The organism is Arthrobacter cupressi, assembly GCF_900099975.1.
GTDB classification, from domain to species: domain Bacteria; phylum Actinomycetota; class Actinomycetes; order Actinomycetales; family Micrococcaceae; genus Arthrobacter; species Arthrobacter cupressi.
Genome location: NZ_FNEI01000016.1, coordinates 76,899 through 93,434, shown reverse-complemented (window position 1 = coordinate 93,434; position 16,536 = coordinate 76,899). Strand labels below are relative to the sequence as shown.

Here is a 16,536-nt window from a genome sequence, read left to right as displayed (position 1 = left end):
CCGCGCCGCGAACAGGGTCTCCCAGCGGGCCATCGCGTCACCGGCGAGCAGCGGGCGGGCGCTGTTCCGGGCGATGCGCTCGGCCACCGTGTCGGCGTCGCACTCCAGGTAGACGGTGGTGCACCCGCCGAGCAACTGCTGCGTGCCGGAGTCGAGGACCGCTCCGCCGCCGAGCGAGATGACGGCACCGCCGTCCCGGGAACCGTCGACGGCGCGCGCCACCGTGCGTGCCTCGATTTCGCGGAACGCGTGCTCGCCGCGGCCGGCGAAGATGTCGGCGATCGCGCCGTGATGTTCGACGATGACGGCGTCGGTGTCGATGAACGGCAGGCCCAGGTGCTGTGCGAGCTGCTGGCCGATGACGGACTTGCCCACCGCCATCGGACCCATCAGCACGATCACCGGCCAGCCGCCGGTATTACCGCCGACCACTAGTTGCCAACCGTGTCCAGGGTCGCCGGGATGCTCTCCAGGTAGCCCTTGAGGTTGCGGGCGGTCTCGGCCACGGAGTCGCCGCCGAACTTCTCGGTAACGGCTTCGGCCAGTACCAGGGCAACCATCGCCTCGGCGACGACCCCGGCGGCGGGCACGGCACAGACGTCCGAGCGCTGGTGGTGGGCCTTCGCGGGTTCGCCGGTGCGCACGTCGATAGTCTTCAGGGCGCGCGGCACCGTGGCGATGGGCTTCATGGCGGCGCGGACGCGGAGTACCTCGCCGATGCTCATGCCGCCTTCGACGCCGCCGGCGCGGTTGGTCTTGCGGATGATCCGGCCGTCCTCGTCACGGACGATCTCGTCGTGGGCGGCAGATCCGCGGCGGGCCGCGGTACGGAAACCGTCGCCGACTTCCACGCCCTTGATGGCCTGGATGCCCATGAGGGCGGCAGCGAGGCGGGCGTCGAGGCGGCGGTCCCAGTGCACGTAGCTGCCCAGTCCGGGCGGCAGGCCGTAGGCGAGGACTTCGACGACGCCGCCGAGGGTTTCGCCTTCCTTGTGCGCCGCGTCCACCTCGGCCACCATGGCGTCCGAGGTTTCACGGTCGAAACAGCGCAGCGGGTCCGCGTCCAGGGCCAGGACGTCGGACGGCAACGGCAAGGGCCGGCCTTCCGGGACCGAGACACTGGCGATGGACACGGTGTGGCTGACGAGTTCGATGCCAAGCTGCTTGAGGAAACGTGCGGCGACGGTGCCCAGGGCAACGCGGGTGGCCGTTTCGCGGGCGCTGGCGCGTTCCAGGACGGGACGGGCCTCGTCGAAGCCGTACTTTTGCATGCCGGTGAAGTCGGCGTGGCCGGGGCGCGGGCGGGTCAGCGGGGCGTTGCGTGCCTGGTCGGCAAGGAGTTCCGGGTCCACCGGATCGGCGGACATGATCTGCTCCCACTTGGGCCATTCCGTGTTGCCGATCTGAATCGCCACGGGTCCGCCCTGGGTGACACCATGGCGGACACCGCCGAGGATGCTGACCTCGTCCTGCTCGAACTTCATGCGGGCGCCGCGGCCGTAGCCGAGACGGCGGCGGGCCAGGGCCTCGCGCAAGTCATCACTGGCGAGTTCCACACCGGCGGGGACGCCTTCAACAATTCCGAGCAGTGCCGGGCCATGGGATTCTCCGGCAGTCAACCAACGCAACATATATCCAATCCTGCCATGTAAGGGGGTTAGTAGACCCGTCGGGGAAGCCCGACTGAGTCGCACATCACATCTATGACATCGGCGCCGACGTCGCGTCCGGTGAACAGTTTGATCTGCTCCACGGCCTGGTAGAGGAGCATCTCCAGGCCGGGGACCACCGCTCCCCCGCGCCGCTGCCATACTTCGGCGATCCGGCTGGGCCAGGGGTCGTAGGCGACGTCCAGCAGGACCCCGCCGCCCCCTTCCACGCCGGGTCCGGCCAGTCCGTCGGCGATCCCGTCGGCCGCCCGCGGCGGCAGGGTGGAAACCACCAGCCCCGCCGCGGCGATGCCTTCGGCGGCACGCTCCATGGGGAGCAGTTCGATGGCCAGCCCGACGGCGTCGGCGGCCTTCACCGCTTCGCCCGCCCGTCCGGCGTCGCGCACATAGATCCGGGCACTGTCGCAGCCGAGTTCGCGGAGCGCCGCGATCGCGGCCGCGGAGGTACCGCCGCCGCCGAGCACGACGGCGTCCGGCCGCTCGGCGGCACCGGCGTAGCCGACCGCGCCGACAATGCCGGCGACGTCGGTGTTGTAGCCCACGCGGCGGGGAATCCCGCCGTCGTTCTCGAACGCCACGGTGTTGATGACGCCGAGGTGAGCTCCGGCGCCCCGGACTTCGTCCACCTCGGCCACCATGGCCGACTTCAGCGGCATGGTCACGGACAGGCCGCACCATTCCGGCTGTTCGGCGACGCCGGCCATGAAGCCGGGCAGTTGCTCGACGGTCACGTCGATGGCGGTGTAGCTGATGTCCGCTCCGAGCTGCGCGTAGGCGGCGCGGTGCAGGGCCGGGGACTTGGAATGGCCGATCGGGTGTCCCAGGACTGCGGCGCGGCGGCTCACACGCACCGCCCGGGGTTGTCGGTGCACCACGCGGTGTACAGCGCCACGTACTTGTTGTGCTCGGCCAGCGTGCTGGAGAACTTCGTCTCCTTGGTGTCCAGGTTGATGGTCACCCAGTAGAGATAGTTGTTCGCGGCGGGCTTGGCAGCGGCGTCGATGGCAGTCTTACCGGGCGAACCGATGGGCCCGACCGGGAGCCCGGCGATGGCGTAGGTGTTGTACGGGTTGCCCTTGTCCGCCTTCTGCTCATCCGTGAGGTGGAAGGTCTTGGTGCCCAGGCCGTAGGTGACCGTGGCGTCGGACTGGATCAGGCCGTTAGTTTCCTTGTTGCTGGGCTTGAGCCTGTTGTAGATGGCGCCCGCGACGTTCCGGTAGTCGGCCTGGCCGCCCTCGGCCTGCACGATGCTTGCCACGATGATGGCCTGGTACTGCTTGGTGGGGTCCGTGATTCCCTGAGCCTTGAGCTCGTCCATAGTGCCCTTGACGAGCTTCTGCAGGATGTCCTTGGCGCTGGTCCCCAACGGGAAGCGGTACTCTCCGGGGGCCAGGAAGCCCTCGAGGTTCTTCGCCTTGCCCGGTACCCCGAACTGTGCCGGGCTGTCGCTCAAGGCCTTGAGCTGGTCCACCGGGATGCCCGAGCCTTGTGCGATGGCGTCCAGCGACTCGTTGATGCGCAGGCCCGCGCTCAGGGCGAAGTAGATAACGCCGGCCCCTTTGTCCACGAGGACCGCCACGGCGTCCGAGTTCTTCATTTCCTTGCGGAAGGTGAAATCGCCGGGCGAAAGTTCACCACCGGAGGCGGAGAACGCCTCCAGGAAGGAGGATGAATCCGCCACCACGCCCTCGCTTTGGAGCTGATCCGCAACCTGCTTCGGCCCGGCGCCCGGCATCACCGTCACCGAAACCGTACCGGTCCCGGGACCGGGGTAGTCCTTGAGGCGGTCCATGCCGAGCAGGGGTTTGAGGAGCTGCGCGCCAAGGGCCACAGCAGCGACGAAGACCGCGAAGGTCAGGAACAGCGCGAGGCCGCGGCGCCGGCGCCGGACCTTCTTGGAGGGCTGGGGGCGGGTGTCGACGGCGGCCAGGACCGGGTGCGGCTCATGGTAGTCGTCGTCGTGGTGGGTTTCTTCGTGGAGCCCGCCGTAACCGGCGGCGTGGTGGGTTTCCTCGTGGTGACCGTGCGCGGCCGCAAACGTGTAGGTGGGGTCCGCCGTGTGGGCGCCGTGGTGCTCGAAGTCGGGGTGGTCCTGCGACACAGTCTCATCGGAAAGCTCCGGATGCCCCGCGGTTACCGGGTGCACGGCGGTTGCCGGGTGTTCGTCGTGCTGCGCGGGCTCCGTGAGCCCTGCATGTTCCGCAAGGCCAACAGGCTCACTGGTTTCGAGGGGCTCAGCGTGACTTGCAGGCCCGGCGTGCACGTCCGGCTCCGCTGGCGCTTCGGGTTCAGAAGGCAATTCCGGCTCAGAAGGCAGAGCCGGTTCAGCCGGCGGAACCGACTCGCTCGGCGCGACCAACTCCGGGCGCTCAGCGGTGTCAGAAACGCCAAACGGCAGGTCGGCCGCGTCGGGGACTTCCCGGGCCGGCGTGTCGGAGGCGTCCGGGACCGGGCCAGGATAGGGAACCAGCAACTGCTGCTGTGTTTCCAGGAAGCGCTCCCTGGCACGCAGTTCCCGGCGTGTTAGGGGACGTCCGGCGGGCTCGGGTGTTTCACCGGAGGGGTCATGATTGACCGGGCTCACGATTGCCTTCCGCTCGATGGGAATCTGTCTCACTTGCTGGACCGGTATCGTCCGTGCCGGCTCCCCCGGGCCGAGCGGACATCTCTACCGGCGCAGGCGCGGGCACGCGCCTGCCAACATCCTGTCCCCTGGATTTCTGCATCTCGATGGCGTGCTGGAGAATTCCGGCCGCGGCAAGCTGATCCACCACTTTACGGTGTTCCTTGCTGCTCAATCCAGCATCATGGAGGTTCCGGTGCGCCGAAACCGTGCTGAGGCGTTCGTCGATGAGGTTGACGGGAATATCCAGTCCGGCGTCGTGAAGGGCCTCCACAAGCAATGACGCGTACTCGCCAGCCATTACGGCGGATGGCCCTTCCTGACCCCTCAGCGTCCGCGGAAGCCCGACGAAAATCTGCACGGCGCCACGTTCGGCCGCCTGCCGGACGATGACGCCGACGTCGGAATTCCTCTTCGCGTCCCGCTTCAGGGTCCGGACCGGGCTGGCCAGGATGCCGTCCGGGTCGCAGGCCGAAAGCCCGACCCGGACGGTTCCGACGTCGACCCCCAGCTTCACGCCCCGGGGGTACGTGCCGGTGTCCGGCTTGGAGTCCGGAATCACCGCGTGGCGATCGCGTCCACGACCGCGGCGAGAGCGGCTCCGACCTTGGCTGCGTCAGTACCGCCGCCCTGGGCGACATCGTCCTTGCCGCCGCCGCCGCCGCCGAGGATGCCGGCAGCGACGCGCACCAGCGCGCCGGCTTTCACGCCGGCGGCACGGGCGGCATCGTTGGTGGCCACGATGATGACCGGGCGGTCATTGCTGACGCCGGCCACCGCAACGGTGGAAGCTTCCGAGCCGAGGCGGTTGCGCAGGTCCATCGCGAGGCCGCGGAGATCGTCCGCTCCCCCGACCTGGCCGGCGTCGTGCGCGATGACGCGCACGCCAGCAGCGTCCCGGGCGCTGCCGAGCAGGTTGGCGGCCTGGGCGGCCAGCTGTTCCTTGCGGAGGCGGTCGAGTTCCTTCTCGGTGGCCTTGAGCTTGTTCAGGGTGGCCGAGATCCGGTCTGCCAGCTGGCCGGACGGAACCTTCAGCATTTCGGTCAGCTCGGTGACCAGGGCGCGCTCGGCGGCGAGGTGGCGGAAGGCGTCAAGGCCGACGAAAGCCTCCACGCGGCGGTTTCCGGAACCCACCGACTGCTCGCCCAGCAGGGACAGGCTGCCGATCAGGGAGGTGTTGGACACGTGCGTGCCGCCGCAGAGTTCGCGGGACCAGGCGCCGTCGATCTCGACAACGCGCACCTCGCTGCCGTAGTTCTCACCGAACAGGGCCATCGCGCCAAGTGCCTTGGCTTCGGCCAGGCCCATGACCTTCGTGTCCACGCTGAAGTTGTTGCGGATCGCGATGTTCGCGACTTCTTCGATCTCGGACTTCGTGGCGGGGCTGAGGCCTTCGCCCCAGGCGAAGTCGAAGCGCAGGTAGCCGGCCTTGTTGAAGGAGCCGCGCTGGGTGGCTTCCGGGCCGAGGATCTGGTGCAGGGCAGCGTGCACGATGTGCGTGCCCGTGTGGGCCTGCTCGGCGGCGTGGCGGCGTTCGCGGTTGACGGCGGCGCGCACCAGCGAGGCTTCGGCGATCTCGCCTTCACGGACGATCGCCTTGTGCACGCTCAGGCCCTTGACCGGGCGCTGCACGTCGAGGACCTCGACGACGAAGCCGTCGCCGGTGATGAGGCCCTGGTCGGCAGACTGGCCGCCGGCCTCGGCGTAGAACGGGGTCTCGGCGAGGACAAGCTCGATTTCGTCGCCGGTGGAGGCGTGGGCGAGGCGCTTGCCGTCGCTGACGATGCCGCGGACGCGGGATTCACTTTCCAGTTCACCGTAGCCGGTGAAGACAGTGGCGCCCTCGGCCAGCAGTTCCTGGAACACGGCGACGTCGGCGTGGCCGCCCTTCTTGGCCTTGGCGTCTGCCTGGGCGCGCTGCCGCTGTTCGAGCATCAAGCCGCGGAAGCCGGCTTCGTCGACCTTGAGCCCGGCTTCTTCGGCCATTTCGAGGGTGAGGTCGATCGGGAAGCCGTAGGTGTCGTGCAGGGTGAAGGCGTCCTCCCCGGAGAGCGGGGTGCCGGCGGCCTTGGAGGCGACGACGGCCTCCTCGAGGCGTGCGGTGCCGGAGGCGATGGTGCGCAGGAAGGCCTTTTCCTCGGCGTAGGCGATGCGGCTGATGCGCTCGAAGTCGGTCTCCACCACCGGGTAGACGCCCTTCATGGCGTCGCGGGAGGCGGGCAGCAGTTCGGGCAGGCAGGCCTTTTCGACGCCGAGCAGGCGCATGGCCCGCACGGCGCGGCGGATCAGGCGGCGCAGTACGTAGCCGCGGCCCTCGTTGGAGGGGACCACGCCGTCGGAGATCAGCATGAGGGCGGAGCGGATGTGGTCGGCCACCACGCGCATGCGCACGTCGTCGGTGTGGTGCGGGTCGTCGTCGGACTCTGCGGAGGTGTATTCCTTGCCGGAGAGCTCCGCGGCCTTGTCGATGACCGGGCGCACCTGGTCGGTCTCGTACATGTTTTCGACACCCTGCAGGATCATGGCAAGGCGTTCCATGCCCAGGCCGGTGTCGATGTTCTTCTTGGGCAGCTCACCGACGATGTCGAAGTCCACCTTGGAGCGGACGTTCTCGATCTGGTACTGCATGAACACGAGGTTCCAGATTTCGATGTAGCGGGTCTCGTCCGCGAGGGGGCCGCCTTCAATACCGTACGCGGGGCCGCGGTCGTAGTAGATCTCCGAGCACGGGCCGGCGGGGCCGGGCTGGCCGGTGGACCAGTAGTTGTCCGCCTTGCCCATGCGCTGGATGCGCTCGGCCGGGATGCCGGTGTTCTTCAGCCACAGTTCCTTGGCTTCGTCGTCCTCTTCGTACACGGTCACCCAGAGGCGTTCGGCAGGCAGGCCGTAGCCGCCGTCGTCGACGCTCTTGGTGAGCAGTTCGAAGGCGAACTTGATGGCGTCTTCCTTGAAGTAATCGCCGAAGGAGAAGTTTCCGCACATCTGGAAGAAGGTGCCGTGGCGGGCCGTCTTGCCCACTTCTTCGATGTCGCCGGTGCGGATGCACTTCTGGACGCTCGTGGCACGGGTGAACGCGGGCTCTTCGCGTGCGGTCAGGTACGGGATGAAGGGCACCATGCCGGCCACGGTGAAGAGCAGCGAGGGGTCGCTGGACACGAGCGACGCCGAAGGAACGGCGGTGTGGCCCTTGCTGACAAAAAAGTCCACCCAGCGCTTGGTGATCTCCTGCGACTTCATTAGCTGATTACTTACCCTTCTGAAACCTGACTCAATGCGCGGGCGGCAGATGCCGTTCCCGCAGCTTCCAATTCTGCCCTGTTGTTGACGGTAGGGCGAACCGCGGCGGCTAGCGGCGGGCGGCGCCGTCGTCTTCCAGCCCCAGCGCGGCACGGAGCTCGCTTTCGCGTTCACCCATTCCCGCCCGCACGGCATCCGCAAAGTCGTACACGCCGTCGGCCAGCCTCGCCACGGCGCGGTTGAGGCCTTCAGCTCCGAGCCCGGACTTGGCTTCACTGATTTTGCGGAAGGCGATCACACCGATCGCCACCCCGATTCCCATCCAGACGATTCTTTTCACAATGTTCCTGACTTATGGAGTTCAGCGGCTGCGGCGGCCGGAGGAGGGCTTGCGGCGGGACGTGAACGCTGAGCGGACGCCGTAGCTGAAGGCCGCGACTTTGATGAGCGGGGAGCCGAGCGTCGCTGCGACCAGGGAGGAGAGTGCCGAAATGTTGGCCGACGCGTCCGAGACGTTGGAAGCGATGCCGTCGACCTTCTTCAACTGCTGGTTCGTGGTGGAGACGGTCGCCGTCACTTCGTCCATCAACGGGGTGGCGCCGTCACTGATGCTGCGGATGGAGGTGCGGACTTCGTCGAAGACGCGTCCGAGCTTGAGGATCGGCACGGCCAGCAGCAGGACAAGGAGCGCGAAAACCCCGGCCGCGATCAGTCCTGCGATATCGCCACCAGTCATGTTCTCTCATCTCCTTGTTTCGCGTGTTTCGCGGGCCTGCGGCGGAATATTCCGCGGCCGGGCCGCTGGTCTCCCCCAAGTACCTTACATACAAAGAAGCCCGCGGCGCGTGCCACGGGCTTCTTTGTATACGTTCGCTGGAATTTAGCGTGCGTAGAATTCGACGACGAGCTGCTCTTCGCAGGTCACGGGGACCTCAGAGCGCTTCGGGCGGCGAACCAGGCGGGCCTGGAGGGCGTCAAGCTTGACGTCCAGGTAGGCCGGAACCTGGGGCAGAACGTCGCGGTGCGCACCTGCTGCAGCAACCTGGAACGGGGCCATGGTTTCGCTGCGGCTGTGGACGTGGACGAGCTGGCCTTCGGAAACGCGGAACGACGGACGGTCCACGCGGACGCCGTCAACCAGGATGTGGCGGTGCACAACCAGCTGGCGGGCCTGGGCGATCGTACGGGCGAAACCGGCGCGCAGCACGAGGGCGTCAAGACGCATCTCGAGCAGTTCGATCAGGTTTTCACCGGTCAGGCCCTTGGTGCGGCGTGCTTCTTCGAAGGCACGGGTCATCTGGGCTTCACGGATGCCGTACTGGGCGCGCAGACGCTGCTTTTCGCGCAGACGAACGGCGTAGTCGGAGTCCTGCTTCTTGCGGGCGCGGCCGTGTTCACCGGGGCCGTAGGGACGGCGTTCCATGTACTTGGCGGCCTTGGGAGTCAGGGCGATGCCGAGCGAACGCGAAAGGCGTGCGGTACGGCGAGCACGAGTGTTGTTAGCCACTTGTGTCCTTCCAAATTACTGCGGTGTGTTGAAGTAACTGGCCTCCAGGTGGGAGAGCATCGGCCAACCGCTGCCTTTTGCTGCTGCTCCGCGGCACAGCACCGTCAAAGAATTCTTCGAAGGAGGTTGCGCCCGGACCATGCCAGACAAACATCCATCCTAGCATCCCGCGGCGACGGCGGCCGCCCGGCTTGCGCGCGGGCACCCGAGCGCGCGGCTACTTTCCCCGGATGATCTTCCGCAGCCGCTCAAGCCGTGGCGCGATCTCCCGCTCGGCACCGTTCGCGGTGGGCTGGTAGTAGTCCTTGCCCACCAGATCGTCCGGCGGATACTGCTGGCTGGCCACCCCGTGCGGGGCGTCGTGGGCATACTTGTAGCCCTGGCCGTGGCCCAGGCCCTTCGCCCCTTGGTAGTGGGCGTCGCGCAGGTGCATCGGGATCCCGCTGCCGAGGCCGGCCCGGACATCGGCGATGGCCGCGTTGATGCCCATATAGGCGGCGTTGGATTTGGGCGCGGTGGCCAGGTGGACCACCGCTTCGGCGAGGATGATCCGGCCTTCGGGCATGCCGATGAGCTGGACAGCCTGTGCCGCGGCGACCGCCGTCTGCAGCGCCGTCGGGTCGGCCATACCGATGTCTTCGGCCGCGGAGATCACGATGCGTCGGGCGATGAAGCGCGGATCCTCGCCTGCTTCCAGCATCCGCGCCAGATAGTGCAGGGCAGCGTCGACGTCCGAACCGCGGATGGACTTGATGAACGCGCTGGCCACGTCGTAGTGCTGGTCCCCCGCCCGGTCGTACCGCACCGCCGCCGAATCCAGCGCCCGTTCGGTGTGCCGGAGCTCGACAACGAGCGGGGCCTGCCCGCCGGCGCCCGCCGCACTGCCGCCGTCGTCGTCCGTTCCCTCAGCGGCGGGCACCGGGTGGTCGTGCTTGTCACCGAAGGCGACGCCGGCGGCCGCCTCGAGCGCGGTCAGGGCGCGCCGGGCGTCCCCGGCCGAGAGGCGGACGAGGTGCTCGAGCGCGTCGGGGCTGAGTTCCACGGTGCCGCCGAGGCCGCGCGGATCGCTGACGGCGCGCAGGAGCAGCCCCTCGATGTCCTGGTCGGTGAGCGGTTTAAGGGTCAGCAGCAGCGACCTCGACAGCAGCGGCGAGACCACGGAGAAGGACGGGTTCTCGGTGGTCGCGGCCACCAGCACCACCCAGCGGTTCTCGACGCCGGGCAGCAGCGCGTCCTGCTGGGCCTTGTTGAAGCGGTGGATCTCGTCCAGGAAGAGCACGGTGGTGGTCTTGTACAGGTCCCGTGCGGTCAGCGCCTCGTCCATCACCCGCCGAACGTCCCGCACACCGGCCGTAATGGCGGAAAGCTCCACGAACTTCCGGCCGGGGCCGCGGGCAATCACGTGCGCGAGCGTCGTCTTGCCGGTGCCGGGAGGCCCCCAAAGCAGCACCGAGCTTGGCCCCGCAGGGCCGGCCGCCTCGGCACCCGCGGCGAGTTGCCGCAGCGGCGATCCTTGGCCCAGCAGGTGCTGCTGGCCGACCACTTCGTCGAGATTCTTCGGGCGCATGCGGACGGCCAGCGGCGGGGCTTGCCGGCCGCTGTCGTTCGTGTCATGGTCCGTGAAGCGGCTGCCGGTGTCGTCCACGCTGTCGGCGCCGGAACCAAAGAGATCTTCCACACGGACTAGGCTACTCATGGATTCCGGCGAAGGAGGCATCGCGATGGACAGCGCCCGCTCCCCGGCGGCACAGTCAAGGACCGCCGTCGTTCCGGCGGCCAGGTTCGCCGGCTGGGTGGAGCGTTTCGCCGCCAGCCACGGCGAGGTCCGGGAGGAACCGCACGACGGCGGCCTGCTGCTGCGCGCGTCCGACGGCGCCACCGCGCTGCTCCGGGCGCCCTGGCCCGACGACGGGCGGCCCGGGCGAGGCGCCGACGGCGTCCAGCGCCTGGTCTCCCTGGCGTCGCAGGAGCGGAAGATCGGCCTCATCCTCGTGCGGCGCGGCGGGTTTGCGGTGGGCGTCGCCAGCGGCGGAAAGCTCCTCGCATCCAAAACCGGCAGCCGCTACGTGCAATCCCGCTCCGCGGCCGGCGGCAGTTCGCAGCAGCGCTTTGCGCGGCGTCGGGAGAACCAGGCCGACGCCCTGACGTCTGCCGTAGCCACGCACGCCGAAGCTGTTTTCGCGGGCCACGCCGTCGAATACCTCCTGCCCGGCGGTGACGCCGCCCTGGCCGCTGCCGTCTTCGCCGATCCCGCGCTGCGCGGGTATGCACAGCGGAGCAAACTGCCGTTCATGGCCGTGCCGGACCCCAACGCAACAGTGCTCCGCAGGGCGGCAGCCGATGCCTGCTCGCTCCGGATTGTGGTCACCGACCCCGTGTAGATCTGGTTTTCGGCGGAGTTATCCACAAGCCGGCAACTTCCCCGGGCGGGCCCTGCCTGCTGCTGCCTAGACTTCAGGAAGCCGGGGACGGTGCGTCCCCATCAGTCTTGGGGGAACACGATGAAGACCACACAGCGCCCATTTGCCGTCCTGGCGGTCCTGCTGCTGCTAACAGCCACGGGGTGCACCGATGGATTGTTCAAGGATCCGAGCCGCCTGGAATTCAACACCAGCGGCATGGACTCGGACGCAGCAAAGACCCCGTTCCTGCGCATGGGCACCGATGTGCTCAAGAGCGACGGGACGAACGTGATGCTTGCCGCCGGGGGCCGCGACGCGGGTGGCGCACGGCGTCTGGTGTGGAACTCCTCCGACGCAGGCCGGACTTGGGTGCCGGCCCTGTTTGACGGCAAGGAACTCAACTCGCGTCCCTACGCCTTCATTCGTGGAAACGGCCAATGGCTTGCCCTGATACCCGAGGACAATCGACTGCGCGGCTATTCGAGCAAGGACGGACGCGCTTTCAGCAAGACCGGGGGTGCGTTGGAGCTGCCGCAAGGTAGCACGAAACTTGGCGCGCTTTGGACCAGGAATGCGTGGACCGTGGTGACCGCCAAGAAGTCACGCATTACGATTCATCGAAGCGGCGATGGATCGGGTTGGACATCGATTACGCCGAAAGGCCTCCCCGGCACCGAAGACACATCCATCTACGCAGCCGCGGCCAGTGCTTCGACTCTTGTCTTGGGCGGGCAAACAGACGGGCCGGGCGGGAAAATCCGCGCAAGGGCCTTCGCCTCGGGTGATGGCGGAACAACCTGGCGCGACATCAGCCCCGACGCTTCAAAAGCGGCCCCGCGAAACAGCGGCTTCCGCTCGGTTTCCTGGGACGGCAAAGCCTTCCGGTTCCTTGGCTTCGGTTGGCCTGAAGACTCATGGCCTGGCCAAACCGCTCGGGGATTGGACGCGTCATGGGCGCCCGGCGGGGCGTCCAAGGGCAAATGGAACGTTGCGCTTGATACCTCGTGGGCGGACGGCGAGGACGACTTCCCCTGGGTTTTTGGACGATCAGCTGCGCCAAACCGGCAGGGCATGCTTACCGTGGCCGGCAATGGCGGAGGAGCGGAATACAAATTTCTGCAGCGCGCAACTGCGGGGGGCTGGAAGGAAACGGCCCTGCCCAAAATCGGCCGGGAACAGTTCCTCTATCCCGAAGATACGGCACAGGTGCCGGAAGGCACGCTACTCGCCACTAGTTTCGGCGACGATGGGACATTCCGGCCGCGGATCTACTTGTTTTCCGGGAATGGAACAGCGCAGGAGCGCAGCCCGCAGCTTCAACCGCTCGCACCCGGTGCGCCCGTAGTTTCCCGTTTTGTCTCCGCTGAGGGCAAGACGTTCGCGCTCGGTTCGATCGGCCGTCAGACCGCCCTGTGGGAATCGACTGACGGAAAGGACTTTTCCCGGCACACCGTCCTGACTCTCGGTGCCACGCAAATGTTCACCAGCATGAGCAGTACTCCTCACGGCGACATCATGTCCGGCATGGAAGACGCCTGGAACAACAGCGACACGTTGATCTGGTCCCGAAAACCCGGCGGGGCGTGGAGCGGTCACAGCGGAGACATTTTCAGCGCCGAAGCCGGCGTGGACCACGCGGCTGTCGAATCCACTTTGTCCACCGTCCATGGATTCCTCGTTGCCGGAAGCTACGCGGACGAGGACGGATCTTCAACGAGCGCGGGCCTGGCAATGTCCAAAGACGGCCGGAGCTGGAAGCGTATTGACGCGCCGTCCTTTGCGGGCAAAGAGGATAACGACCGCGCCATCCACGTATTGATGGAAACGCCCGGAAAGACCTTCCTGGCGGGCGGCTTCATGGAAAAGGACATCAAAAATGCCCCGGTAGTGTGGCGCTCCGCCGATGCGAAGTCATGGACGCCCGTGGCATTGGCCAAGGTGAAAGGCTTTACCGATTCCAAAGTTCTCGGGCTGGCCGTTGGCCGGACCATGACGGTGGCCTTGGTCTATGCGGAGCAGGAAGGCAAGGGAAGCCGGTATGTCCTCTATGGCAGCACCGACCAGGGCAAGACCTGGACATCGGGCACCGCCCTGCCGGAGGCACTCGGCAGGGAAGCCTACGGTCCGGTCCATCTGCTCCAAAACGGTGACGGATTCGCCGTTACCGGAACAATGGGCACACCGCAGGAGCAAAAGCCGTTCCTGTACACCAGCCCCGACGGCAAGGAATTCCAGGCCAAGGAGCTCAAACACGGGGCATTTGGCAACGGCAGCGTCGCCATCAATGCGGCCACCGTCCAGCACGGCAAACTTCTGCTCAGCGGATTCGCGGGAGAACCGGACAGCCGCGAGCAGTTCGCCCTGACCGTCAACGTGCCGCGGTGATCGGTGCCCCTGCTAGCAGCCGGACTGTGTCAGCAGCCGGACAAGGCCCGTTGCAGCGGCGCCTGGCGATACAGGTACCTGCCCTGTTCGGAGAACCCCGCTCCGGTATACAGCGCCTGCGCCGGGGCGTTGCCGGCCGTCACCATGAGCCAGAAGCTCCCGGCGCCCCCGGCAGCACCGGCGGCGAGCAGCGCATCCAGGATCTTCCGGGCATAGCCCTTGCGGCGATGGTCCGTGCCGGTCGCCATGCAGTACAGCCCGCCCCATGCTGCCGGACCCGGGGGCAAGGCGAGGCGCCCGACGGCGGCCGGTTCGCCGTCGTCGTCCCTCACCAATGCGTAAAGCGAAGGACAGCCGGCGAGGATGTCGCGGGCGATCTCCAGTTCCGCCGCACCGCCCCGGCCGTCCACGGACCACCAGAGGCTGAGCCATTCCGCCGAGGCCACCGCGGAGATTTCGACGCCGCCAGGCGCATCCGGTGCGCCGGCCGCTGTGCGCGTCATGATGAGGGTTTCCGATTGCCGGGTGAAGCGCCCGGCGTCGAGCAGGGCATTCAGCTCCGCGCTGCGCGGGCCGTCGAACACCTGGAAGATCAGCGGCAACCGCCGGTGCCGGTACCAGAGGGTCGCGGCGCTCAGCGCGGCTGTACCAGCTGCGCCGGCACGCGGCCACACCGAGTTGGCACGCTGGGTGACACCACCCGCCGCGCGCATCACCCAGCCGTCCAGTTCCTCGCGCACAGGGGACGGCCAGGCGCGGTCCATCAGTTCCTCAAGCAGCCCGGCTTCCACCGCACGCATCTCCGCTGTCATCGACACTCCCCCGCAGAAACCCAAGGCTCCCCGTTCCGCGGATGCGGGGCGGGGAGCCTTGGATTGTTCGTTATTCCGCCTTGGGTGCGGGCTTGGATTCAGGCTTGAAGTCCACGCCGGCTTCCTTGCGCTGCTGGGCCGTGATGGGCGCCGGAGCGGCGGTCAGCGGGTCGAAGCCGCCGCCCGACTTCGGGAAGGCGATGACGTCGCGGATCGAGTCCACGCCGGCCAGCAGCGAGACAACACGGTCCCAGCCGAGGGCGATGCCGCCGTGCGGGGGCGCGCCGTACTTGAAGCCCTCGAGCAGGAAGCCGAACTTCTCCTGGGCTTCTTCATGGCTGATGCCCATGACCTTGAAGACGCGTTCCTGGATGTCGCTCTGGTGGATACGGATGGACCCGCCGCCGATCTCGTTGCCGTTGCAGACGATGTCGTAGGCGTACGCCAGGGCGGCATCCGGGTTCTCGTCGAAGTTGTCCAGGAACTCCGGCTTCGGCGAGGTGAAGGCGTGGTGCACGGCCGTCCAGGCGGAGTAGCCGAGGGCCACGTCACCGGAAGCCGTTGCCTGGGCGGCGGGTTCGAACATCGGGGCGTCAACGATCCAGACGAAGGCCCAGTCCTTGGGGTCGATCAGGCCGGTGCGGTGGCCGATCTCCACACGGGCGGCGCCGAGCAGCGCACGGGACGGGGACGCTTCGCCGGCGGCGAAGAAGATGCAGTCGCCGGGCTTGGCGCCGACGGCGTCGGCCAGGCCGGCACGCTCGGTGTCGGTCAGGTTCTTCGCCACAGGGCCGGCGAGCTCGCCGTCTTCCTTGTACAGCACGTAGGCCAGGCCCTTCGCGCCGCGCTGCTTGGCCCATTCCTGCCAGGCGTCCAGGGTGCGGCGGGGCTGCGAGGCGCCACCGGGCATGACGACGGCACCAACGTAGGGCGCCTTGAAGACACCGAAGTTGGTGTCCTTGAAGAATTCGGTCAGCTCCGTCAGCTCGAGGCCGAAGCGCAGGTCCGGCTTGTCGGAACCGTACTTGGCCATCGCGTCCCAGTAGGTCATGCGGCGGATCGGGGTGGGAACCTCGACGTCGATCAGCTGCCAGAGCACCTTGATCAGGGCTTCGCCGAGTTCGATGATGTCGTCCTGCTCAACGAAACTCGCCTCGATGTCCAGCTGGGTGAACTCCGGCTGGCGGTCCGCACGGAAGTCCTCGTCGCGGTAGCAGCGGGCGATCTGGTAGTACTTTTCGAAGCCGCCCACCTGCAGCAGCTGCTTGAAGAGCTGCGGGGACTGCGGCAGTGCGTACCAGGAACCCGGGGCCAGGCGGGCGGGGACGACGAAGTCGCGGGCGCCTTCCGGCGTCGAACGCGTCAGGGTGGGGGTTTCGATCTCCACGTACCCCTGCTGGTGCAGCAGCTCGCGGGCAACACGGTTCGCTTCGGAACGCAGGCGCAGGTTACGGGCCGGGCCGGGACGGCGCAGGTCCAGGTAACGGTGCTTGAGGCGGGCTTCCTCCCCGACCTCGACGTGCTCGTCGATCTGGAAGGGCAGCGGGTCCGAGGTGTTGAGGATCACGACCTTTTCGGCGATGACCTCGATCTCACCGGTGGCCAGTGCCGGGTTCTCATTGCCTTCAGGGCGCTTGTTGACTGTGCCGATGACCTGCAGCACGTACTCGTTGCGGAGCCCGTGGAAGACCTCTTCCTCGCGGACGACCACCTGGGCGACACCGGAAGCGTCACGCAGGTCGACGAAGGCCACACCACCGTGGTCACGGCGGCGGCCCACCCAGCCTGCCAGGGTAACGGTCTGTCCAATGTGCTCGGAACGCAGCGATCCGAGGTCATGTGTGCGCAGCACAGCATTCCTTTCAGCATGATTTTTGGCCGATCGTGGCGAAACGATCCC

General features: G+C 67.4%; 14 protein-coding genes. 2 read left to right on the top strand and 12 right to left on the bottom strand.

Annotation, left to right across the window (positions count from 1 at the left end):
* The 10 genes from BLP88_RS16260 to BLP88_RS16215 form a co-directional block, all read right to left on the bottom strand.
* A partial coding sequence (locus tag BLP88_RS16260) for a shikimate kinase (protein WP_074590925.1) occupies positions 1 to 390 on the bottom strand: 390 nt, incomplete at its 3' end.
* 41 nt (positions 391 to 431) lie between these two features.
* On the bottom strand, positions 432 to 1,631 hold the full coding sequence (gene aroC / locus BLP88_RS16255) for a chorismate synthase (RefSeq protein ID WP_074590905.1): 1,200 nt from the start codon (positions 1,629 to 1,631) through the stop codon (positions 432 to 434).
* A 26-nt stretch (positions 1,632 to 1,657) separates the two neighbouring features.
* A complete protein-coding gene (locus tag BLP88_RS16250) occupies positions 1,658 to 2,515 on the bottom strand; it encodes a shikimate dehydrogenase (protein WP_074590903.1) in 858 nt (285 codons plus the stop codon).
* Positions 2,512 to 3,771, bottom strand: a complete 1,260-nt coding sequence (gene mltG / locus BLP88_RS16245) for an endolytic transglycosylase MltG (protein ID WP_308807141.1) — start codon at positions 3,769 to 3,771, stop codon at positions 2,512 to 2,514. The genes BLP88_RS16250 and mltG overlap by 4 nt, the downstream gene beginning before the upstream one ends.
* A gap of 463 nt (positions 3,772 to 4,234) precedes the next feature.
* Positions 4,235 to 4,810 carry a Holliday junction resolvase RuvX gene (gene ruvX / locus BLP88_RS16240; protein WP_245679901.1) on the bottom strand — a complete coding sequence of 192 codons (576 nt, stop codon included), beginning with the start codon at positions 4,808 to 4,810 and terminating at the stop codon, positions 4,235 to 4,237.
* 41 nt (positions 4,811 to 4,851) lie between these two features.
* The gene (alaS, locus tag BLP88_RS16235; RefSeq protein WP_074590899.1) at positions 4,852 to 7,530 is read right to left on the bottom strand and encodes an alanine--tRNA ligase; all 2,679 of its coding nucleotides are present in this window, start codon (positions 7,528 to 7,530) and stop codon (positions 4,852 to 4,854) included.
* Between the two features lie 109 nt (positions 7,531 to 7,639).
* Positions 7,640 to 7,852 (bottom strand): hypothetical protein, encoded by a 213-nt coding sequence (locus BLP88_RS16230; RefSeq protein WP_074590898.1) that lies wholly within the window; start codon positions 7,850 to 7,852, stop codon positions 7,640 to 7,642.
* 39 nt (positions 7,853 to 7,891) lie between these two features.
* Complete coding sequence (locus BLP88_RS16225) at positions 7,892 to 8,266, bottom strand: DUF948 domain-containing protein (RefSeq protein ID WP_074590896.1); 375 nt, start codon at positions 8,264 to 8,266, stop codon at positions 7,892 to 7,894.
* 144 nt (positions 8,267 to 8,410) lie between these two features.
* Positions 8,411 to 9,037 (bottom strand): 30S ribosomal protein S4, encoded by a 627-nt coding sequence (gene rpsD, locus BLP88_RS16220; protein WP_074590894.1) that lies wholly within the window; start codon positions 9,035 to 9,037, stop codon positions 8,411 to 8,413.
* Positions 9,038 to 9,254: 217 nt separating this feature from the next.
* Positions 9,255 to 10,604, bottom strand: coding sequence for a replication-associated recombination protein A (locus tag BLP88_RS16215; protein WP_373366902.1), 1,350 nt, complete (start codon positions 10,602 to 10,604; stop codon positions 9,255 to 9,257).
* Positions 10,605 to 10,731: 127 nt separating this feature from the next.
* Here BLP88_RS16215 and BLP88_RS16210 point away from each other — a divergent pair, with 127 nt between their 5' ends.
* Both BLP88_RS16210 and BLP88_RS16205 read left to right on the top strand, forming a co-directional pair.
* A complete protein-coding gene (locus tag BLP88_RS16210; RefSeq protein WP_245679900.1) occupies positions 10,732 to 11,418 on the top strand; it encodes an acVLRF1 family peptidyl-tRNA hydrolase in 687 nt (228 codons plus the stop codon).
* Positions 11,419 to 11,538: 120 nt separating this feature from the next.
* Complete coding sequence (locus BLP88_RS16205) at positions 11,539 to 13,824, top strand: sialidase family protein (RefSeq protein ID WP_074590891.1); 2,286 nt, start codon at positions 11,539 to 11,541, stop codon at positions 13,822 to 13,824.
* A gap of 29 nt (positions 13,825 to 13,853) precedes the next feature.
* On the opposite strand, the gene BLP88_RS16200 is transcribed toward BLP88_RS16205, so the two are convergent.
* On the bottom strand, positions 13,854 to 14,636 hold the full coding sequence (locus tag BLP88_RS16200; protein WP_139163428.1) for a GNAT family N-acetyltransferase: 783 nt from the start codon (positions 14,634 to 14,636) through the stop codon (positions 13,854 to 13,856).
* 70 nt (positions 14,637 to 14,706) lie between these two features.
* Positions 14,707 to 16,488, bottom strand: a complete 1,782-nt coding sequence (aspS, locus tag BLP88_RS16195; protein ID WP_139163427.1) for an aspartate--tRNA ligase — start codon at positions 16,486 to 16,488, stop codon at positions 14,707 to 14,709.
* Positions 16,489 to 16,536: the final 48 nt, after the last annotated feature.

Coding starts and splice junctions, on each gene's coding strand:
- aroC (WP_074590905.1), bottom strand. CDS start 1,631: ATGTTGCGTTGGTTGACTGCCGGAGAATCCCATGGCCCGGCACTGCTC.
- BLP88_RS16200 (WP_139163428.1), bottom strand. CDS start 14,636: ATGACAGCGGAGATGCGTGCGGTGGAAGCCGGGCTGCTTGAGGAACTG.
- BLP88_RS16225 (WP_074590896.1), bottom strand. CDS start 8,266: ATGACTGGTGGCGATATCGCAGGACTGATCGCGGCCGGGGTTTTCGCG.
- BLP88_RS16205 (WP_074590891.1), top strand. CDS start 11,539: ATGAAGACCACACAGCGCCCATTTGCCGTCCTGGCGGTCCTGCTGCTG.
- BLP88_RS16210 (WP_245679900.1), top strand. CDS start 10,732: ATGGATTCCGGCGAAGGAGGCATCGCGATGGACAGCGCCCGCTCCCCG.
- alaS (WP_074590899.1), bottom strand. CDS start 7,530: ATGAAGTCGCAGGAGATCACCAAGCGCTGGGTGGACTTTTTTGTCAGC.
- BLP88_RS16230 (WP_074590898.1), bottom strand. CDS start 7,852: ATGGGAATCGGGGTGGCGATCGGTGTGATCGCCTTCCGCAAAATCAGT.
- BLP88_RS16215 (WP_373366902.1), bottom strand. CDS start 10,604: ATGCGCCCGAAGAATCTCGACGAAGTGGTCGGCCAGCAGCACCTGCTG.